Origin of the sequence: Salipiger sp. 1_MG-2023, from assembly GCF_030547555.1 — a bacterium.
Lineage (GTDB): Bacteria > Pseudomonadota > Alphaproteobacteria > Rhodobacterales > Rhodobacteraceae > Salipiger.
Map to the genome: position 1 here is coordinate 1 of NZ_JAUOQN010000008.1, position 18479 is coordinate 18479.

22 protein-coding genes are annotated in these 18479 nt (G+C 65.7%); 17 read left to right on the top strand and 5 right to left on the bottom strand.

The window, feature by feature from the left end; genetic code table 11:
* Positions 1–603: 603 nt before the first annotated feature.
* Positions 604–1119, top strand: coding sequence for a DUF2478 domain-containing protein (locus Q4543_RS05850; RefSeq protein ID WP_303436839.1), 516 nt, complete (start codon positions 604–606; stop codon positions 1117–1119).
* A gap of 84 nt (positions 1120–1203) precedes the next feature.
* Here Q4543_RS05850 and Q4543_RS05855 read toward each other — a convergent pair whose 3' ends face one another.
* On the bottom strand, positions 1204–1536 hold the full coding sequence (locus Q4543_RS05855; RefSeq protein WP_303436841.1) for a helix-turn-helix transcriptional regulator: 333 nt from the start codon (positions 1534–1536) through the stop codon (positions 1204–1206).
* A 214-nt stretch (positions 1537–1750) separates the two neighbouring features.
* Between Q4543_RS05855 and Q4543_RS05860 the strand changes: the two genes are divergently transcribed.
* The 10 genes from Q4543_RS05860 to Q4543_RS05905 all read left to right on the top strand — a co-directional run bounded on the left by Q4543_RS05860 (position 1751) and on the right by Q4543_RS05905 (position 8255).
* Positions 1751–2296 (top strand): succinylglutamate desuccinylase/aspartoacylase family protein, encoded by a 546-nt coding sequence (locus Q4543_RS05860; RefSeq protein ID WP_303436843.1) that lies wholly within the window; start codon positions 1751–1753, stop codon positions 2294–2296.
* A 79-nt stretch (positions 2297–2375) separates the two neighbouring features.
* On the top strand, positions 2376–3428 hold the full coding sequence (arsB, locus tag Q4543_RS05865; RefSeq protein ID WP_303436845.1) for an ACR3 family arsenite efflux transporter: 1053 nt from the start codon (positions 2376–2378) through the stop codon (positions 3426–3428).
* Positions 3425–3736, top strand: coding sequence for a hypothetical protein (locus Q4543_RS05870; RefSeq protein ID WP_303436847.1), 312 nt, complete (start codon positions 3425–3427; stop codon positions 3734–3736). The genes arsB and Q4543_RS05870 overlap by 4 nt, the downstream gene beginning before the upstream one ends.
* Positions 3729–4445 carry an arsenical resistance protein ArsH gene (gene arsH / locus Q4543_RS05875; protein WP_303436849.1) on the top strand — a complete coding sequence of 239 codons (717 nt, stop codon included), beginning with the start codon at positions 3729–3731 and terminating at the stop codon, positions 4443–4445. Before Q4543_RS05870 ends, arsH begins: the two co-directional genes overlap by 8 nt.
* Before the next feature lie 64 nt (positions 4446–4509).
* Positions 4510–4827 (top strand): helix-turn-helix transcriptional regulator, encoded by a 318-nt coding sequence (locus Q4543_RS05880; RefSeq protein WP_303436851.1) that lies wholly within the window; start codon positions 4510–4512, stop codon positions 4825–4827.
* Between the two features lie 64 nt (positions 4828–4891).
* Positions 4892–6082: an MFS transporter gene (locus Q4543_RS05885; protein WP_303436852.1), complete on the top strand. Its 1191-nt coding sequence runs from the start codon at positions 4892–4894 to the stop codon at positions 6080–6082.
* A gap of 82 nt (positions 6083–6164) precedes the next feature.
* Complete coding sequence (locus Q4543_RS05890; RefSeq protein ID WP_303436853.1) at positions 6165–6455, top strand: metalloregulator ArsR/SmtB family transcription factor; 291 nt, start codon at positions 6165–6167, stop codon at positions 6453–6455.
* Positions 6452–7510: a permease gene (locus Q4543_RS05895; RefSeq protein WP_303436855.1), complete on the top strand. Its 1059-nt coding sequence runs from the start codon at positions 6452–6454 to the stop codon at positions 7508–7510. The genes Q4543_RS05890 and Q4543_RS05895 overlap by 4 nt, the downstream gene beginning before the upstream one ends.
* A gap of 12 nt (positions 7511–7522) precedes the next feature.
* The gene (locus tag Q4543_RS05900; protein WP_303436856.1) at positions 7523–7759 is read left to right on the top strand and encodes a thioredoxin family protein; all 237 of its coding nucleotides are present in this window, start codon (positions 7523–7525) and stop codon (positions 7757–7759) included.
* Positions 7760–7850: 91 nt separating this feature from the next.
* Positions 7851–8255 (top strand): OsmC family protein, encoded by a 405-nt coding sequence (locus Q4543_RS05905; protein ID WP_303436857.1) that lies wholly within the window; start codon positions 7851–7853, stop codon positions 8253–8255.
* A 188-nt stretch (positions 8256–8443) separates the two neighbouring features.
* Here Q4543_RS05905 and Q4543_RS05910 read toward each other — a convergent pair whose 3' ends face one another.
* A complete protein-coding gene (locus Q4543_RS05910; RefSeq protein ID WP_303436858.1) occupies positions 8444–9463 on the bottom strand; it encodes a 1-aminocyclopropane-1-carboxylate deaminase in 1020 nt (339 codons plus the stop codon).
* Between the two features lie 155 nt (positions 9464–9618).
* Between Q4543_RS05910 and Q4543_RS05915 the strand changes: the two genes are divergently transcribed.
* The 6 genes from Q4543_RS05915 (at position 9619) to Q4543_RS05940 (ending at position 14575) form a co-directional block, all read left to right on the top strand.
* Positions 9619–10080 (top strand): Lrp/AsnC family transcriptional regulator, encoded by a 462-nt coding sequence (locus Q4543_RS05915; RefSeq protein WP_303436859.1) that lies wholly within the window; start codon positions 9619–9621, stop codon positions 10078–10080.
* A gap of 162 nt (positions 10081–10242) precedes the next feature.
* Positions 10243–10701, top strand: a complete 459-nt coding sequence (locus tag Q4543_RS05920) for a (2Fe-2S)-binding protein (protein WP_303436861.1) — start codon at positions 10243–10245, stop codon at positions 10699–10701.
* A 3-nt stretch (positions 10702–10704) separates the two neighbouring features.
* Positions 10705–12867: a xanthine dehydrogenase family protein molybdopterin-binding subunit gene (locus tag Q4543_RS05925; RefSeq protein WP_303436862.1), complete on the top strand. Its 2163-nt coding sequence runs from the start codon at positions 10705–10707 to the stop codon at positions 12865–12867.
* A gap of 3 nt (positions 12868–12870) precedes the next feature.
* The gene (locus tag Q4543_RS05930; RefSeq protein ID WP_216003715.1) at positions 12871–13467 is read left to right on the top strand and encodes an Isoquinoline 1-oxidoreductase subunit; all 597 of its coding nucleotides are present in this window, start codon (positions 12871–12873) and stop codon (positions 13465–13467) included.
* Positions 13431–13628 (top strand): hypothetical protein, encoded by a 198-nt coding sequence (locus Q4543_RS05935; RefSeq protein WP_303436863.1) that lies wholly within the window; start codon positions 13431–13433, stop codon positions 13626–13628. Before Q4543_RS05930 ends, Q4543_RS05935 begins: the two co-directional genes overlap by 37 nt.
* A 32-nt stretch (positions 13629–13660) precedes the next feature.
* On the top strand, positions 13661–14575 hold the full coding sequence (locus Q4543_RS05940; protein WP_303436865.1) for an AEC family transporter: 915 nt from the start codon (positions 13661–13663) through the stop codon (positions 14573–14575).
* Positions 14576–14584: 9 nt separating this feature from the next.
* Here the strand turns inward: Q4543_RS05940 and Q4543_RS05945 are convergent, their stop codons facing one another.
* From Q4543_RS05945 to rocF, 3 genes are all read right to left on the bottom strand, one after another.
* Positions 14585–15874, bottom strand: coding sequence for a sorbosone dehydrogenase family protein (locus Q4543_RS05945; protein ID WP_303436867.1), 1290 nt, complete (start codon positions 15872–15874; stop codon positions 14585–14587).
* Positions 15875–15948: 74 nt separating this feature from the next.
* A complete protein-coding gene (locus tag Q4543_RS05950) occupies positions 15949–17271 on the bottom strand; it encodes an NtaA/DmoA family FMN-dependent monooxygenase (RefSeq protein ID WP_303436869.1) in 1323 nt (440 codons plus the stop codon).
* Positions 17272–17487: 216 nt separating this feature from the next.
* A complete protein-coding gene (rocF, locus tag Q4543_RS05955) occupies positions 17488–18417 on the bottom strand; it encodes an arginase (RefSeq protein WP_303436870.1) in 930 nt (309 codons plus the stop codon).
* Positions 18418–18479 lie beyond the last annotated feature (62 nt).

The following is an 18479-nucleotide window of genomic DNA, read 5'->3' on the forward strand; positions in this document are numbered from 1 at the left end:
TGTCCGCCGTGGCGACCTGATCAGCCTTGGACCTCTCCGAAGGTCGGCGCTCTTACACCACCTCTCGGGGCACTACCAGCGCGCGATGGTGGCTCTGGCCCGACGCATGGCTGTCGTGCTGCACCGCATGTGGGTCGATGGCTCGAGCTTCAGGATGGAAGCTACCCTCTGACACGACCTGTACCGCCTGCCTCGCTGCAGGCTCTCGAGGTCCCGAAGGGACGCGGTTCCCGTGATGTCGTGGTCAGGACCGTCGTCAGCTTGGCTGAGCGCGCCTATGAGATGGACACACCGGAACCGCATCAAACCAGCATCTTGTCGGCAGCCCGCAGGCTGACCACGGACTGAAGCACGTTCCCGAGGGAACTTGAACACGAGCCGCGACGAGGCAATCGAAGTGACAGCACCAAAGCAACCCGCAAGCGCGATTGGATCTCTTGACCAAAACCGCTTGACGGATGGGGACCCGTTATCGAAGTCCTGCGCCTAAAACTTACATCCGAAGCGCAGCGGGCATATTGGCGGCCCCGAACCGAGGAAATCTGTTTGCGGCGTCGGCGCGACCAAGCCACCATGGCAGGCACAAGGCAACGGGAGGCATCGATGCTGGGATATGTGACAGCCGACGGCGCGGGACAGGCGGACCGGCTGATCGCCGCGGCGGCGCAGGCGCTTGGCGCACAAGGCGTGCGGCTGGCAGGCGCGGTGCAGGTGAACCTCGACCGCGGGGCAGAGCACAAATGCGCCATGGATCTGCACATCCTGCCGGGCGCGGATGTGGTGCGCATCAGTCAGGATCTTGGCAGCCAGTCGCAGGGCTGCCGGCTGGATCCCGACGGGCTGGAACGCGCGGCGGGCCTTGCACGGGCGGCGCTGGATCGCGGGGCCGACCTGTTCATCGTCAACAAGTTCGGCAAGCAGGAAGTCGAAGGGCGCGGCTTTCGCCCGCTGATCAGCGAGGCGCTGTCTTGCGGCATTCCGGTTCTTGTCGCAGTGAGCGCCGGCCATCTCGCCGAGTTCGAGGCCTATGCCGACGGCCTTGGCACCGCGCTGACACCGGATCTTGCGTCATTGCTGAGCTGGGCCGAAGCGCTAATACCCAGCGCGGCCCGCGCCTGACGGCGTGGTCTGGCGACGGACCCACCACGTCAACCGCTGTCTGCATCTGGCCTCGGGCAACGGGCGTGATTGCCCGGCGAAACCCTATGCGCGCGGGTCCAGCAGGCACAGAACCTCCGAGCAGTTCTCGATCCGCCCTTCGCAGCAATCCGCCAGCAAAAAGGTGATCAACGCGCTGACCGCGGACAGGTTGGCCGCGTAGTGGATTTCGCGCTGGTGCCGGGTCGCGGTCAGCAGGCCCGAGCGCTTCAGAATCCCCAGATGGCCCGACAGGGTCGAAGGCACGATGTTCAACTGCCGCGAGATCTCCAGCGCTGGCAGCCCGTCCGGGCCGACCCGTATCAACAGCCGGAACACCGCGATCCGCGAGGGTTGGGCAAGGGCTGCAAAAGCATCGATGGCGGTGTCCTGATCCATATTTCGTCAATGCCCGAATTAACGAAACTTGACAAGCTCCGAAACGTGACTTAGCCCGGACTGAATTCGGTGATTGCCGAAATGACGACGACACACCAACCGCAAGGACGACGTGCGAGGGGGCAGGCACGGCTGGCGATCAGGCGACACCCCCGCTGCGCCGGATCGAAGACCGCCCTTCGCGGCGGCATCAAACCCGCATCAGGAGGCCGACATGTCGGGCACGCAGATCACCTCCGAAATCGACCTGAGCGCACGGGGCAAACAGGCGGGATATCGGCGTGTGCCGCATTGCGGGCACCGTTCGGCCTATGGCTGGAGCTCGGTGCCAGTGGCGACGATCCGCAGCGGCGACGGACTGATCGTGGTGATGCTCAGCGGGGTTTATGACGATGGATATGCAGCGCAGATCGCCCTGTCCCGCCTGGCTCGCGACATGTCGCCAGAGCCGATCCGCGGCCACATCCTCCTGCTGGCGATGACAAACCTGCCCGCCACGCAGGCCGGGCTGCGGGTCTCGCTGCTGGACGATGGCAATCTGAACCGGCTGTTTCCCGGCGACGCCTCGGGCACGCCCACGTACATGACCGCCAATTGCCTCGAAAACACCCTGCTGCCGATGGCCGATTACATGATCGTTCTGCACCCGGGTGGCAGGTCGCTGTTCTATCCCGCCACGCTGCTGGGCGCGGTGGTCGGGATGGCCGCCATTCCCCGCGTCAAGATGCCGATAAGGGCCGCATTCTGGCGACCGTCATAACCGGCGGCAACATCGCCCCTGCCCGCTTTGCCGAGTTGCTCGGCGACCCCGTCACGCCTCAGAAACAGGACATTTGACCATGACCGATACACCTAATTCCGGCTCAGACGCCATGGGCGCGTTCGAGCGCTACCTGACGCTATGGGTCGCCCTTGCGATGATCGCCGGCATCGGGATCGGCACCGTCGCGCCGGGGCTGGTGTCTGCCATCGCCAGCGCCGAGATTGCTTCGATCAACCTTGTCGTCGCGGTGCTGATCTGGGCCATGGTCTATCCGATGATGGTCAGCGTCGATTTCGGCGCGGTGAAGGGCGTGGCCCGGCAACCCAAGGGGCTGATCGTCACGCTGGCGGTGAACTGGCTGATCAAGCCATTCACCATGGCCTTTCTTGCGGTGCTGTTCTTTGATCATGTGTTTGCCCCCTTCATCGCGCCCGAAGATGCCGCGCAATACATCGCCGGGCTGATCCTGCTCGGGGCCGCGCCCTGTACCGCGATGGTGTTCGTCTGGTCGCAACTGACCCGGGGCGATGCGACCTACACGCTGGTGCAGGTGTCGGTGAACGATCTGATCATGGTTGTCGCCTTCGCGCCGATCGTGGCGTTTCTTCTGGGCGTCACCGATATCGTCGTGCCGTGGGAAACGCTGGCGCTGGCCACCGTGCTTTATGTGGTTCTGCCTCTGCTGGCCGGGCTGGCCACCCGCCGCGTGCTGCGCAGCGCCGAGCGGATCGAGGCATACACCGCCCGCGTCAAGCCGTGGTCGGTGGTCGGCCTGATCCTGACCGTGGCGATCCTGTTCGGCCTGCAGGGAGAGACGATCCTGCAACACCCCTTTTTGATTGCGTTGATCGCGGTGCCGATCGTCATCCAGTCTTACGGCATCTTCGCGCTGGCTTATGGCGCGGCCTATGTCATGCGTGTGCCGCACCGCATCGCGGCGCCCTGCGCGATGATCGGCACCTCGAATTTCTTCGAACTGGCCGTCGCCGTCGCCATCAGCCTGTTCGGCCTGAATTCCGGCGCGGCGCTGGCAACGGTGGTCGGGGTGCTGGTCGAGGTGCCGGTGATGCTCTCGCTCGTCGCCTTCGCCAACCGCACCCGCGCCCGCTTCCCCGAGACATCCGCATGACCTTTGATTTCGGCGCAGCCATCGACCGGCGGCAGGTGCATCCGAAGGTGCCGGGGCAGGACGGCGCGGGGCTGTTTGCCGCCAGCGTCGCCGACATGGATTTCCGCCCGCCCCCGCCGGTCATACAGGCGCTGGCGGAGCGCCTCGCGCATGGGATGGTCGGCAATGAACCCGTGCCGGATGGGCTGCTGCCAGCGCTGAGCGGCTGCATGAAGACGCGCCGCGCTGCCGACCCGGCCGGACAACACCCGGCCCAGATGCACGACAGCACTATGATCCTGACCGAAAAAGGAACCCGAAATGAGTGACACGCCAAATCTGGACGAGGCCCATTTCCGCCCCATCGAGGCCGACCGGCTTGGGGCCTGCGATCCGGCGGCAAACCCGCCGAAGATCCTGCTGCTGTACGGCTCGCTGCGCGAGCGCTCGTTCAGCCGCCTGCTGAGCGAAGAGGCCGCCCGGGTGCTGACCCGCTTCGGCGCGCAGACCCGCTTCTTCAACCCCTCGGGCCTGCCGCTGCCGGATGATGCCGATGCCAGCCATCCCAAGGTGCAGGAATTGCGCGATCTGGTCACATGGTGCGATGGCATGGTCTGGTGTTCTCCGGAACGCCACGGCGCGATGACCGGCATCATGAAGGCGCAGATCGACTGGATCCCGCTGTCGCTGGGGGCGGTGCGCCCGACGCAGGGCAAGACGCTGGCGCTGATGCAGGTCAGCGGCGGCTCGCAAAGCTTCAACACCGTCAACCAGATGCGCATCCTCGGGCGCTGGATGCGGCTGATCACCATCCCCAACCAGTCCTCGACGCCCAAGGCGTTCCTTGAATTCGGCGAGGATGACCGGATGATGCCCTCGCCCTATTACGACCGGATGGTCGATGTGATGGAAGAGTTGATGAAATTCACCGTTCTGACCCGGGAACGGTCCGATTACCTCGTGGACCGCTATAGCGAGCGCAAGGAAACCGGCGAGGCGCTGATCGCGCGCGTCAACGCCAAAGCCGCCGGGATATAGGGATTTGCCAAGGGCGCGGCAAAGAATCCTTCTAAATAACCGGATTTCTGGTTATTTAGGGGGCATGACCCTCAGCAGCCCCCATGCCCGCGCCTTTGCCGCCCTTGGCCACGATGCCCGCCTGTCGATCTTTCGTCTGCTGGTAAAGGCCGGCGATCAGGGATTGCGGGTTGGCGATATCGGCCAGCATCTGGATCTTGCGCCCTCGACGCTGGCCCATCACCTGTCGACGCTGGTCAGCGCCGGGCTGGTCCTGCAGCACAAGCAGGGGCGCGAGGTGTTCAACAAGGTCGATTATCCGGCGATGCTGCGCGTGCAGGCGTTCCTGTCCGAAGAATGCTGCACCGGCGTCGCGCTGCGCCCGGGGCAGGACGCCGCATGAGCGCGCCGCGCCGGTCTTTTTGCGCCGGTACGGCTGTTGCGCCCCTGGCATCCGGCCTGATCCGATGACAGAGACGATCACCCTTGCCCCGGCGCCGCGATGGCCGGTGATCTCTGCGCTCGGCGTGGTGATGATCTTTACCTGGGGCAGCACCTATTACCTGATGGCCGTGCTGGCGGCACCGATCGCGCAGGACACCGGCTGGAGCCTTGAGGCGATCACCGGCGCGCTGTCGGCCGGGTTGCTGACGGCGGGCCTTGCCTCGCCCGCCACCGGGCGCGCCATCGCCGCTTATGGCGGGCGGCCGGTTCTGGCCTTTGGCTGCCTGTTGATTGCCATCGGCCTGTTGATCGTTGCGGCGGCAACGCAGATCTGGATGTTCTGGGCCGGCTGGCTGGTGCTGGGGTTCGGCATGGCGGCGGGGCTTTACGATCCGGCCTTTGCCGCGCTGGGGCGGCTTTATGGCCTCGAGGTCCGGGGCGCGATCACGCAGCTGACCCTCTGGGGCGGGTTTGCCAGCACGCTGTGCTGGCCGCTGTCGACCCTGTTGCTTGACACTTGGGGCTGGCGGGGCGTGGCGGTGGCCTACGCGGCGATCCATCTTTGCGGCACCCTGCCGCTGATCCTGCTGGCCATTCCCGCAGCCCCCGCCAGAGCCCGCCGCGACCACAGGCACAGCGCCCGGCTGCCAGATCTGAGCCGCAAAGAGCGCCGGATCTTTGCCCTGATGGCCGCAATGCTGATCCTCAATGGGTTGGTGGTCGTCAACATCGCGACATGGCTGTTCACCTTCCTTCAGGCCGAGGGCGTGAGCCTTGCGACAGCGGTTGCCCTTGGCACGTTGATCGGGCCGGCGCAGGTCGGCGCACGGGTGCTGGAGATGGCCGGGCGTGGGCGCCATCACCCGATCTGGACCTTGGCAGCGGCAACGATTGCCATTGCCGTCGGCCTGTGTCTGCTGGCGCTGGATCATCAGCTCGCTGGCGCGGCGCTGGTGATTTTCGGCGGCGGCAACGGGCTGTTTTCCATCGCGCGGGGGTCTTTTCCGCTGAGCGTTTTCGGGGCCGAGCGCTATCCGGCCCTCATGGGGCGTCTGGCGCGCCCATCGCTTGTCGCGCAGGCCGTGGCCCCGATGCTGGGGGCATGGATGATCGGCTGGTCGAGCCCGCAGGAAACGCTGATGCTCACCGCTGCGCTGGCGCTGGCGAATATCGCATTGCTGGCGATGATGTGGGGCGCGCTGCGGCAGAGATAAGACGCACGCACCCTCGCTGGTTGATCAGGATCAAGGCCCGCGACCCCTTTATATGCGCAGATTCGCATATAAAGGAGCGCCCATGATTGTGCCGACCCTCTCTGCCCTCGCCGAACCGACACGCCTCGCCGCCATACGGCGGCTCCGGGACGGGCAAGAGCATTGTGTCTGCGAATTGATGGATGCCCTTGGCGCCACCCAAAGTCGGATGTCGCGTCATATGCAGGTTCTGAAACAGGCCGGTCTGGTGGTGGACCGGCGCGATGCGCAATGGGTCCGCTACCGGTTGAACCCGGCTCTCAGCCCGGAACTTGCAAACCTTGTCGACGCGATTCTGATCGCGCAGGACAGTCTTGAAAGGAACGCCGCATGAGCGCCGAAACACATGCCCTGATGTCTCATCACAAAGCGCCCGACTGGCTCTGGTACGTGGGCGTGCCTGCGATTGGCGCTGCCCTGTATCTGCTCTACGGCCAGCTCAGCCCAATCGCCGAATGGATCACATCCTTGTTTCCTGTGGCGCGCGACAGCCACAGCGGCGAGGCGATTGCCTTTTTTGCCTATGACGTGCCCAAGGTGCTGCTGCTGCTGACCGGCATCGTCTTTGTCACCGGCGTGCTGCGCAGCTGGTTCAGCCCGGAAAAGACCCGCGCCATTCTCGCTGGCAAGAACGTGGTCTGGGGCTATCCGCTGGCCTCGTTTCTGGGCGTTCTGACGCCGTTCTGTTCGTGTTCTTCGGTGCCCTTGTTCATCGGCTTCGTCTCGGCGGGGATTCCGCTGGGCGTGACGTTTTCGTTTCTGATCGCCGGGCCGATGGTCGGTCCGGTGGGCCTTGGGCTGCTGTATGGTCTGGTCGGCTGGCAGATCGCGACGATCTATCTGGTGTTCGGCTTTACCATCGCCACCCTCGCGGGGTTCGTTCTTGGGCGGCTTGGGTTGGAACGGTATCTGCAAGACTGGGTGCGCGAGTTGAACGCCGGCCCCGTGGGCGATTTTCCCGAAGAGCGGCTGACGCTGGTGGACCGGCTGAAGATCGGTCTGGAGCAGGTGCGCGAGATCGTCGGCAAGGTCTGGATCTGGGTGCTGGCGGGCATCGGCATCGGCGCGGCGGTCCATGGCTATGTGCCCGAAGCGGTGATGCTGCGGATCATGGGCGGCGACGCCTGGTGGTCGGTGCCCGCTGCCGTCGTCGTGGGGGTGCCGATGTACACCAACGCGGCCGGTGTCATTCCCATCGTCGAGGCGCTTCTGGACAAGGGCGCGGCCCTTGGCACGACGCTGGCCTTCATGATGTCGGTGATCGCCCTGAGCCTGCCCGAGATGATCATCCTCAAACAGGTGCTGAAACTTCGCCTCATCGAGATTTTCATTGCCGTCGTGGCGGCTGGCATTCTGGCCACCGGCTATCTGTTCAACATCCTGCTCTGAAAGGTCACTGCGATGAAAACCGTCAAAATCTACGGCCCGGGCTGCAAACGCTGCGAGGCCACCGAAGCCATGATCAGGGACGCGGCCGCCCGGCTGGGCGTGAAGGTCACAGTGGAAAAGATCTCTGATGCGAAATCCATCGCCATGGCGGGCGTGATGTCCACGCCGGGGGTTTCGGTCGATGGCAAGCTGGTCCACGCGGGCGGATTGCCGGATGCGGCAAAGCTCGAAACCTGGCTGAGCGCATAAACCGCGCCCTGCCCTGCCGGTGCGCCCCTCCGGCGGTTGCCGCTGCGCGGCGCACCGGCAGGGTCGGCTTGCAACAGATGGAATGGGACCGATGCTTGAGTATCACGTCACCGCACGGCGGCTCGACAGCCACGGCTCTGAGGCCGAGGCCAAGCAGGCGCGGATCGTGCTCGACACTGACATGGCGGGCAGAGCCGACGCCTTCAACCCGGCCGAGATGCTGCTGGCCAGCCTTGCGGCCTGTCTTCTGAAGGGGGCCGAGCGGGTGACCCCGATGCTGGCATTCGACATGCGCGGCATCGAGATCAGCCTGCACGGCACCCGACAGGACAGCCCGCCAAAGATGCTGCGCATCGCCTATGACATCGTCGTGGAGACCGACGAGACCGACCAGCGCCTTGCCCTGCTGCACCGCAACCTGCGCAAATACGGCACGATCTCCAACACGCTGGCCGAGGCAACCGAGCTTGTCGGCACGATCCGGCGCAAGGCGTGACGCAAGCGAGGCGCCATCACCAGCGCCCGCGTCTGTAAGCCGACAGATGTCGTGGCTGGCCCCGCCGCTGATGCGATCCCCCTGCGCACACCGGGTATCGGCGCGGCTCATCCCCTGTGGGATGCTCTTCCGAGGCCTGTAAGGGAATTGGCTGGACCGCCCGGCGGATCGTGGGCGGCGGCGCTGATTCAGCCGTCCTTGTAATGATAGCTGTAGCCGTTCAGCGCGGGCGCACCGCCAAGATGGGCATAAAGAACTCTGGACCCTTCGGGAAAGACCCCTTTCCTCGTCAGATCGATCAAGCCCTGCATGGATTTGCCTTCATAGACCGGGTCGGTGATCATCGCCTCGGTGCGCGCCGCAAGCCGGATGGCCTCGTTGGTCTCGCTTGAGGGCACGCCATAGGCAGGATAGGCATAGTCGGGGTTGATGACGATTTCATCCTCGCGCAGCGCGCGCGCCAGCCCGACCAGCTCGGCGGTCCTGTCGACGATGCCGCGCACCTGCGCCCGGGTCTGATCAGGGGTGCCAGAGGCGTCGATGCCGATGACCCGATCGGCGCGATCCTGCGCCGCAAAGCCAACGATCATCCCGCCTTGCGTCGAGCCGGTGACCACGCAGACCACGATGTAGTCGAACTGGAAGCCAAGCTCCTGTTCCTGCTCGGCGACCTCTTCGGCGAACCCGACATAGCCAAGCGCGCCGAACTTGTGCACCGACGCCCCTGCCGGAATCGCATAGGGCTTGCCACCGGCCTCGCGGACCGACTGGATCGCGTCCTCCCAGCTTTTGCGGATGCCGATATCGAACCCGTCATCGACGAGGCGGCTGTCTGCGCCCATCAGCCGGGTCATCTGGATATTGCCGACCCGGTCATAGATCGCATCATGATGCGGCACCCAGCTTTCCTGAATCACCACGCATTTCATCCCCAGCTTGGCCGCCGTCGCCGCCACCATGCGGGTGTGGTTGGATTGCACCCCACCGATGGAAACCAGCGTGTCGGCCCCCTCGGCGATGGCATCGGACACGATATATTCCAGCTTGCGCAGCTTGTTGCCGCCCATCGCCAGCCCGGAATTGCAGTCTTCGCGCTTGGCGTAGATCTCGACCTTGCCGCCAAGCGCCTCGGTCAGGCGCGGCAGGTGTTCGATCGGCGTCTTGCCGTAGGTCAGCGGGTAGCGTGCGAATGGTTCAAGCATCGACATCGGGCGTCTCCAAAATGGGTGTCTGCCCTGACGGTAGCGAAAACCTATGGAAAGGTGCTTCCGAACTTGCCAGATTTTTTGCGCATCTGTATTAATTAAAGACCACGTAATCACCTACACCCGCAGAGACAGCATAAAAAACGGAAGATTCTTTCATGGGCGATCTGGACCGAATCGACATCAATATCCTGCGGGCCCTGCAAACCGACGGTCGTCTGAGCAATGCCGAGCTGGCGGTGCGGGTGAATGTCAGCCCGGCCACCTGTCATCGCCGGACCCAGCGGCTGTTCGAAGACGGGTTCATCACCGGCGTCCACGCCCAGATCGCGCCAGAGCCGGTCAACCTTGGATCGGTCGTCATGGTTGGCGTGGTTCTCGATCGCTCGACGCCGGAAAGCTTTGCGGCCTTCGAACAGGCGGTGATCGGGATGAAAGAGGTGCTTGATTGCAACCTCGTGGCGGGCGATTTCGACTACCTGCTGAAGATCCGCGTTCGGGACATGTCTGATTTCAACAAACTGCACGGCAAGCAGCTGATCGCCTTGCCGGGCGTGCGCCAGACCAGAACGTTTTTCGTGATGAAAGAGGTCAAGGACAACGCCCCCTTGCCGTTCTGACACGCCGATACAAATCTAGGCCACCGCGCCCGAAAACCACCCTGCGCTTGCGGGCCGCGCGCCATGCGGCCAGCCGCCCTTCTGCGATCTATAGACACTGCGACAAAACGTCCTACCTGCCCCTGCAAGCCCAGCAAAGACGCAGATCCAACGGAGGACCGCATGGCCAGGTTCGAACTCAACGGCAAAGAGGTGACGGTCGACGTCCCCGATGACACCCCCCTGCTCTGGGTGCTGCGGGACGAGCTGAAGATGACCGGCACCAAATTCGGCTGCGGCGTGGCGCAATGCGGGGCCTGTACCGTGATGCTCGACGGCATGACCCGGCGCAGCTGCGTCACCCCCATCGGCACCATCGACGGCAGCTCTGTCACCACCATCGAAGGCATCGACGGCCCCGAGGCGCAGGCCATTCAGGCGGCGTGGGAAAATCTCGACGTGCCGCAATGCGGCTGGTGCCAGTCCGGGCAGGTGATGAGCGCCACCGCGCTGCTGCTCGAAATCCCAAAACCCAGCGATGAAGATATCGACAATGCGATGGCCGGCAACATCTGCCGCTGCGCTACTTATGTGCGCATTCGCAAGGCGATCCACGACGCCGCCGACACGCTGGAGGGTTGAGCCATGACCAAGATGAACCGCAGGGGGTTTCTGGCCTCTTCCGCCGGGCTGGTGATCGGCCTGTCGCTGCCCATTGCCGCGCGCGCCCAGTCGGGCGCCGCCGCCGCGCTGTCCAGCGGGGCCGGCGGCGAGGCCAGCTTTGCGCCCAATGCCTTTGTGCGGGTGGCGCCCGATGACACCGTCACGGTGATGATCAAGCATATCGAATTCGGTCAGGGGCCCTATACCGGCCTGTCGACGCTGGTCGCCGAAGAAATGGATGCCGACTGGTCGCAGATGCGCGCCGAGGCCGCCCCCGCCAACAACGCGCTCTACAAGAACCTTGCCTTCGGCTTGCAGGGCACCGGCGGGTCGACCGCCATGGCCAACAGCTACATGCAGATGCGCAAGGCCGGGGCGGCGGCGCGGGCGATGCTGGTGGCTGCCGCTGCCGCCGACTGGGGCGTCGATGCGGCGGAAATCACCGTCTCGAAGGGCGTTGTCAGCCACGGCGACAAGACCGCCAGTTTCGGCGCGCTGGCCAATGCCGCCGCGCAAATGACCCCGCCCGAGGACCCGCCTGTCAAGACCGCCGATCAGTTCGTGCTGATCGGCACCGATCTGCCCAAGCTTGACACCGCGGCCAAGACTAATGGCACCGCGACCTTTACCATGGATCTGTACCGCGACGGCATGCAGACCGTCACCGTCGCCCACCCGCCAAAATTCGGCGGAACCGTCGCATCCTTCGATGCGGCAGAGGCGCTGAAGGTGCCCGGCGTCAGCGCGGTGCAGCAGATCCCGCAGGGAGTTGCGGTCTATGCCGCCTCGACCTATGCGGCGATCAAAGGGCGCAACGGGCTGCGCATCGACTGGGACGACAGCGCCGCCGAGACCCGATCGAGCGATGAGATCTACGCCGCCTTTTCGGAAATCGCCGCCGAGGGGGGCAAGGATGCCGAACTGATCGGCAATGGCGCGGCCGGTATCGACGGCGCGGCGCAGATCATCGAGGCGGAGTTCCGCTTTCCCTATCTTGCCCACGCCCCGATGGAGCCGCTCGACGGGGTGATCGAACTGCGCGAGGACGGGGCCGAGGTCTGGATGGGCTCGCAATTCCCGGCGCTCGACCTGCCCGCCGTGGCGGGCGTGCTGGGCCTTGATGCCTCGGCCGTGGCGGTGAACGTGATGCTGGCGGGCGGCAGCTTTGGCCGGCGCGCGCAGGACACCGCGCATTTCGCCGCCGAACTGGCCGAGGTCGCCAAGGCCGCCGGTCCCGGCGCATACAAGCTGGTCTGGACCCGCGAAGACGATCTGGCGGGCGGCTATTACCGCCCCCTCACCGTACACCGGATGCGCGCCGGGCTGGCCGAAGACGGCACGCTGCTGGGATGGGAAGACGTGATCGCCAACCAGTCGATCATGGCGGGCGGCCCGATGGCGCAGATGATGCAGGACGGCATGGACCCGACCGCCTATGAGGGCGCAACCAAGATGCCCTATGATATGCGCCATGCGCGCATCGGCTGGGCGCAGGTGGACAGCCCGGTGTCGGTGCTGTGGTGGCGCTCCGTCGGGCATTCGCACACCGGCTACGCCACCGAGGTGTTTCTGGACATGGTGCTGGAGGCGCAGGGCAAGGACCCGGTGCAGGGGCGGCTTGAGCTGATGAAACCCGAAGCGGGGCGCGATCGCGCGGTGCTGGAAAAGGTGGCGCAGATGGCGGGCTGGGACGGCACCAAGGTCAGGGATGGCAAGGGCTACGGCGTCGCGCTGCATGAAAGCTTTGAGACCTATGTCGCCCAGATCGCCGAGGTCGAGGATCGCGGCGGCATGCCGCACGTCACCCGCGTCTGGTGCGCCGTCGATTGCGGCGTTGCGGTCAATCCCAACGTGATCCGCGCGCAGATGGAAGGCGGCATCGGCTTTGGCATCGGCAGCGTGCTGTTCGACGAGATCACGCTGGCACCGGGCGGCACGGTGATGCAGTCGAATTTCGACACGTACCGCATGTTGCGCATTCACGAGATGCCCGAAGTGATGGTCGAGATCATCGCCTCGGACGCCGATCCCACCGGCGTGGGAGAGCCGGGCCTGCCGCCCATCGGCCCGGCCATCGCCAATGCATGGCGCGCCCTGAGCGGCACCAATGTCACCACCCTGCCCTTCGCCAAAGCCGGAGTCTGAGCCATGAAGAAGATCCTGATCGCGGCGCTGCTTTGCGGTGCGCCCGCGCTTGCCGACACGGTGGACGGGCTGCGCACCCCCGATGAATTCGCCGGCATCGAGTCCGAGGCCGACCGCTCGGTCGCGCTGTTCGAGGAAATGCTGGTGGTGATCGAACACCCGCGCTGCATGAATTGCCACCCGGTCGACAATTCGCCCCGGCAAGGCATGCAGATGCAGATGCACCAGCCCCCCGTGGTGCGCGGCGTGGCGGATTTCGGCGCGCCGGGGATGCGCTGCACCACCTGCCACGGCTCCGAGAACGTCGCCTTTGCAACCGGCAGCGGCTCGATCCCCGGCCATTCGCCGTGGCAGCTGGCCCCGCTCAGCATGGGCTGGATCGGCAAGAGCGCGGCCGAGATCTGCGCCCAGCTCAAAGACCCCGAACGCAACGGCGGCAAGACCCTTGCGGATCTGCACGAGCACAACGCCGAAGACGGGCTGGTCGGCTGGGGCTGGCATCCGGGCGACGGGCGCGAGCCGGTGCCCGGCACGCAAGAGATATTCGGACAGCTGACGCAGGCATGGATCGACACCGGCGCCGCCTGCCCGGCGGGCTGACCCCGCAGCATACCCCCTTGCCCAAGCCGGGCAAGGCTGATCTTCGCGCTATGCCTCAGGGCGGTCAGGCGCGTCTGGCGCTTGAAGGCGGGCCGCGCGCGCTGATCCTGATTTGCCCGGATCGGCGGCTGGTTCCGGCGGGCTTTGCGCGCTATGGCTGAGCGACGCATCGCTGCAAAGGACAGTCAGCCGCATGTTATTCCTCACGATCTGGCCGCTTTTCGCGTTGATCTGCCTTGGCTTCGCGCTGGCCGCGCGCGGCTTTCCGGCAGAGACGTTCTGGCCCGCCGCCGAACGGCTCAACTATTTCGTGCTGTTCCCGGCGCTGCTGGTGTCGAGCCTTGCCAATGCCCCGGTAAACGATCCGGCGCTGCTGCGCCTTGGGGGGGCGGCGATCGCCACGATCTGCGCCGCCGCCGCGCTGCTGTGGGGGCTGCGCCTGCTGCGCCCGCTGCCCGCCGCGCGCTTTGGCCCGGCGCTTCAGGGCATCGTGCGGTTCAACACCTATCTGGCGCTGTCGCTGCTGGCGCTGCTGGGCGGGCCGGACGCGCTTGAGCGGGCGGCGATCTATCTTGCGCTGGCGGTGCCGCTGGTCAACGTGCTGTCGATCCTTGCGCTGAGCGAGGGCAGCGCCGCGCGCCACCCGCTGCGCCTTGCGGCGACGATGCTGCGCAACCCGCTGATCCTTGCCTGCCTTGTCGGCTTTGCGCTGGCGCTGAGCGGCATCGGGCTGCCATTTGGCACGCAAAGCCTGCTGAAACTGCTGGGTCAGGGCAGCCTGCCGCTGGGGTTGCTCTGCGTTGGCGCGGCGCTGAACCTGCCAGCTCTGCGGCGCAATCTGTCGGCGCTCGCCGGGGCGGGGGCCGCGCGGCTGTTGCTGATGCCGGGGCTGGCGGCAGTCGTTGGCCATGCCTTTGCCCTGCCCCGGACCGAGCTTTTGGTGTTGATCGTGTTTTCTGCCGTGCCCACCGCGCCAACCGCTTACGTGCTGACCCGGCAGTTGCGCGGCGATGGGCCGCTGATGGCCGGGATCGTCACCGCCCAGACCCTTGCGGCGCTGGCCAGCCTGCCGCTGGTGCTTTGGCTGGTCAGGGCCTTGGCGGGATAAGCCGGGGCGCTAGGCCCCGCTCACCCGCCAGATGACATCGCCAACATCGTCGGCCATCAGCAGCGAGGCCTTGTCCGGCCCGATGGTGACGCCGACGGGGCGGCCATAGGCGGTCTTTTCGTCTTCCGACAGGAAGCCGGACAGGATGTCGCGCGCTGGCCCGCTGGGGGCGCCGTTTTCGAAGGGCACAAAGATCAGCTTGTAGCCGCTCAGCTTCGAGCGGTTCCACGACCCGTGCTGGCCAATCACCATGCCATCGCCAAACCCCGGCAAGGTGCCCGCCGGCATCCAGCACAGCCCGAGCGACGCGGTGTGCCCGCCAAGCGCATAATCGGGGGTGATGGCGCGCGCCACCAGCGCGGCGTCCTGCGGCACCCGGTCATCGACCGTCTGGCCCCAGTAGCAATAGGGCCAGCCGTAAAAGCCGCCCTCCTGCACCGAGGTCAGGTAGTCGGGCGGCGTTTCGTCGCCCAGCCCGTCGCGTTCGTTGACCACCGTCCAGAGCGCGCCGGTGGTCGGCTCCCACGCCATGCCGACGGCGTTGCGCAGCCCCGAGGCAAAGATCCGCGCCTCGCCGCTTGCCACGTCCAGCTCCCAGATCGCGGCGCGGCCCTCTTCGGCCTCCATCCCGTGATCGCCGATATTCGACAGCGATCCGACCCCGGCATAGATCCGGCTGCCATCGGGCGAGGCCAGCAGGCTGCGCGTCCAGTGCCCACCCGGTTTGAAATCCACCAGCTTGCGCCCGCTGCCCTGCAACGAGGTCGCCCCCGCAACATGGTCGAAGACCACGATGCCGTCGGTGTTGCCAAGGTAGAATTTATCCCCCACCAGCGCCATGCCAAAGGGCTGGCTCTGGTTCTCGACAAAGACCTCGCGCTGCTCGGCCACGCCATCGCCATCGGCGTCGCGCCACAGGCTGACGCGGTTGGCGCTGACCCCGATGGCCTTGACGCGGCGCATGGTCGCCTGCGCCGCGTGATCCATCAGCTTGCGCGGCGGGCGGGCCTCTCCCTTGGATTCCGCCACCAGCACATCGCCGTTGGGCAGGACCTCGATCCAGCGCGGATGGTCCAGCCCACTGGCAAAGGCATTGACCTTCAGCCCCGGCGCGCAGGTCGGAACATGGCCGTCTTCCCAGCCTTTGGCGGTGGGCATCTTCAGCGTCATGATGCCCTGTTTGCGGGCCTCGGGGATTTGCGGGGCCGTGCCCACGGCCTGATGGGCGGGTGCGCCAATGCGGCGGGCAAGCGCCACGGCGCCGCCCACCAATGCGGTCGCTTTCGCAATAAGTTCCATGTCTGGCCTCCGGTGTGATCTGGCGCGACCGTAACGGGTCTGGTTTGCCCGCAACAGGGCAATCTTCTGCCCGCCTAGAAGGCCAGAAGATTGTCGCGCAGCGTGGCGTGTTCGTAGTTTTTGCGCACCAGCCCGCGGCGCTGCAACGCCGGCACCAGCCCATCGGTGATCCCCGCCAGCGAGCGGCGCGACAGATCGCCCAGCGTGATCAGGAAGCCATCGCCGCCAGCGGTCTGCATCACCTCTTCCATCTGCGCGGCGACGCTGTCGGGCGTGCCGACCAGATCGACGCCATAGCCTTTGCTGGCGGTATCGAGCACCGCTTCGCGCAGCGTCCGCGCCCCTGCCCGTTCAAGGAATTGCTTCAGACTGCTCTGGTGGCCGTTGGTTGTCAGCTCGCCCACCGGCTGGTCGAGATCGAATTCCGAAAAGTCGATGTTGATGGTCCAGCCCAGCCGGGCAAGGCGCATATCCATGTTCTGTTCCGCCTCGATCCGGCGCTGGTCGGCCTTCCAGCGGGCCATCTCCTCGGTTTCCTCGACGATGGGCGAGATCAGGAACAGCACCTTGCAGCTGTCCGGGTCGCGCCCGTTCTGCACCATCTGCGCGCGGACCTGATCGCGATAGGCGCGCATGTTCTCGGCCCCGTGGGGCGCGGCGACGATGGTATCGGCATGGCGCGCCGCAAACTCGATGCCCATCTTCGAGCCGCCCGCCTGCGCGATGACCGGGCGCTCCTGCACTGTCGGGCCGGAATTGAGCGGCCCGCGCGAGGCATAGTATTCGCCCTGAAAATCGATGGTATTGACCTTGGCCGGATCGAACAGCTGGCCCTGATCCTCGCCCGGCACCAGCCCGCCGACCTGCGCGCCCGGCGCCCAGCTGCCCCAAAGCCCCTTAACGATCTGCGCGTATTCCTCGGCCATGACATAGCGCTGATCATGTTCGGGCATCGCCGGCATGCCAAAATTCTGCGCCGCGAAATCCGAAGAGCCGGTGACCATGTTCCACCCGGCCCGCCCGCCGGAAATCTGGTCGAGCGTGCCGGTGATGCGCGCCGTCAGGTAAGGGTGATAGGCAAAGGTCGACAGCGTCGGCACGATCCCCAGCCGCGAGGTGTCCGCCGCCAGCAACGTCGCCACCACCGAGGGTTCCTGACGCGGGATGCACAGCCCGGTTTTCAGGAACAGATCGCGCGAGCCCTGCCAGTTCTCGCCCACATAGATCGAATCCTCGATCAGCAGGTAATCGAAACAGGCCCGTTCCAGCCCCTGCGCCAGCTCCTTGAAAAAGCTGGCGCTCTGCCAGTCCTGCCCGATGGTGCCGATGAAGGGCGCGCCCCAGGCATGGACGCTGGATCCCTGCAGGAAATACGACAGGTGAAACGGGTTCGGCATAGTCAATCCTTTGCGGCAAGGCGATCCGGGGGCTGAGCCCGCGCAATCATCCACAGTTGGGTGATCGCGAATGGGCGGACCAGCCAGACCGGGCGCAAAAAACCTTGATCCCGCAAATATCACCGATGCGAAAATTCGCAGATCTGACAAACTGCGCCGATTTCCTGTGCAGCTCGCAAATCCGGGGCCGACCAGCGCCCGCCCCGGCGCGGTTGTTCAGAAGGAACTGCGCGTCATCCGGTCCAGCACGCGGCGGCCAAACAGGCTTGCGGTCAGATCGCAGAGCAGCTTGGCGGTCTTGCCGCGCTCGTCAAGGAACGGGTTCAGCTCGACCAGATCCAGCGAGGTGACAAGGCCGCTGTCGCAAAGCGTCTCCATGATCAGATGCGCCTCGCGAAAGGTGGCGCCGCCGGGCACCGTGGTGCCGACGGCGGGCGCAATCGCGGGGTCGAGGAAATCCACGTCGAACGAGACGTGCAGCATCGCGCCTGCGGCCTGCACCCGCGCCAGAAAGGCGCGCAGCGGCACCAGCACGCCGGTCTCGTCGATGGCGCGCATGTCATGCACCTCGAGCCCAATGTCGGTGATGCGCGCGCGCTCGGCGCCATCGACCGAGCGAATGCCCATCATGCAGACGTTGCGCGGATCGACGGCGGCCTGCAGCGGCGGATAGCCCTCGCAGCCCGGCTGGCCGGTGAAATAGGCCACCGGCGTGCCGTGCAGATTGCCGCTTTGCGAGGTCTCGAGCGTGTGCAGATCGGGATGCGCGTCAAGCCAGAGCACGAACAGCGGGCGCCCCTGATCCTGCGCGCGCCGCGCCATCGCCGGAACGGTTCCCGCCGACAACGAATGATCGCCGCCCATGAAGATCGGCAGATCGCCCGCCTGCCCCGCGTCATAGGCCGCCTGCGTCAAGACCTCGATCCAGGCGGAGGTTTCCGCCAGATGGTGCAGCGCCGGATTGGCATGGGCCTGCGGCTCTTGCGGGGCGATGCTGACATCCCCCAGATCGCTGACCTGCCATCCAAGCGCGGCCAGATCCTCGGCGAGCCCGGCGGTGCGCAGGCTGGCCGGCCCCATCAGGCAGCCACGTTGCGATGCGCCGGTCTCGATCGGCGCGCCAAGAAGGGCACAGGTCTGGGACATTGGAGGATTCCTTATTCTTTGCTTCGCCGGGGCCGTCGGCCCTGAGACATGGATGCACGGCG

Coding starts and splice junctions, on each gene's coding strand:
- Q4543_RS05850 (WP_303436839.1), top strand. CDS start 604: ATGCTGGGATATGTGACAGCCGACGGCGCGGGACAGGCGGACCGGCTG.
- Q4543_RS05855 (WP_303436841.1), bottom strand. CDS start 1,536: ATGGATCAGGACACCGCCATCGATGCTTTTGCAGCCCTTGCCCAACCC.
- Q4543_RS05860 (WP_303436843.1), top strand. CDS start 1,751: ATGTCGGGCACGCAGATCACCTCCGAAATCGACCTGAGCGCACGGGGC.
- arsB (WP_303436845.1), top strand. CDS start 2,376: ATGACCGATACACCTAATTCCGGCTCAGACGCCATGGGCGCGTTCGAG.
- Q4543_RS05870 (WP_303436847.1), top strand. CDS start 3,425: ATGACCTTTGATTTCGGCGCAGCCATCGACCGGCGGCAGGTGCATCCG.
- arsH (WP_303436849.1), top strand. CDS start 3,729: ATGAGTGACACGCCAAATCTGGACGAGGCCCATTTCCGCCCCATCGAG.
- Q4543_RS05880 (WP_303436851.1), top strand. CDS start 4,510: ATGACCCTCAGCAGCCCCCATGCCCGCGCCTTTGCCGCCCTTGGCCAC.
- Q4543_RS05885 (WP_303436852.1), top strand. CDS start 4,892: ATGACAGAGACGATCACCCTTGCCCCGGCGCCGCGATGGCCGGTGATC.
- Q4543_RS05890 (WP_303436853.1), top strand. CDS start 6,165: ATGATTGTGCCGACCCTCTCTGCCCTCGCCGAACCGACACGCCTCGCC.
- Q4543_RS05895 (WP_303436855.1), top strand. CDS start 6,452: ATGAGCGCCGAAACACATGCCCTGATGTCTCATCACAAAGCGCCCGAC.
- Q4543_RS05900 (WP_303436856.1), top strand. CDS start 7,523: ATGAAAACCGTCAAAATCTACGGCCCGGGCTGCAAACGCTGCGAGGCC.
- Q4543_RS05905 (WP_303436857.1), top strand. CDS start 7,851: ATGCTTGAGTATCACGTCACCGCACGGCGGCTCGACAGCCACGGCTCT.
- Q4543_RS05910 (WP_303436858.1), bottom strand. CDS start 9,463: ATGTCGATGCTTGAACCATTCGCACGCTACCCGCTGACCTACGGCAAG.
- Q4543_RS05915 (WP_303436859.1), top strand. CDS start 9,619: ATGGGCGATCTGGACCGAATCGACATCAATATCCTGCGGGCCCTGCAA.
- Q4543_RS05920 (WP_303436861.1), top strand. CDS start 10,243: ATGGCCAGGTTCGAACTCAACGGCAAAGAGGTGACGGTCGACGTCCCC.
- Q4543_RS05925 (WP_303436862.1), top strand. CDS start 10,705: ATGACCAAGATGAACCGCAGGGGGTTTCTGGCCTCTTCCGCCGGGCTG.
- Q4543_RS05930 (WP_216003715.1), top strand. CDS start 12,871: ATGAAGAAGATCCTGATCGCGGCGCTGCTTTGCGGTGCGCCCGCGCTT.
- Q4543_RS05935 (WP_303436863.1), top strand. CDS start 13,431: ATGGATCGACACCGGCGCCGCCTGCCCGGCGGGCTGACCCCGCAGCAT.
- Q4543_RS05940 (WP_303436865.1), top strand. CDS start 13,661: ATGTTATTCCTCACGATCTGGCCGCTTTTCGCGTTGATCTGCCTTGGC.
- Q4543_RS05945 (WP_303436867.1), bottom strand. CDS start 15,874: ATGGAACTTATTGCGAAAGCGACCGCATTGGTGGGCGGCGCCGTGGCG.
- Q4543_RS05950 (WP_303436869.1), bottom strand. CDS start 17,271: ATGCCGAACCCGTTTCACCTGTCGTATTTCCTGCAGGGATCCAGCGTC.
- rocF (WP_303436870.1), bottom strand. CDS start 18,417: ATGTCCCAGACCTGTGCCCTTCTTGGCGCGCCGATCGAGACCGGCGCA.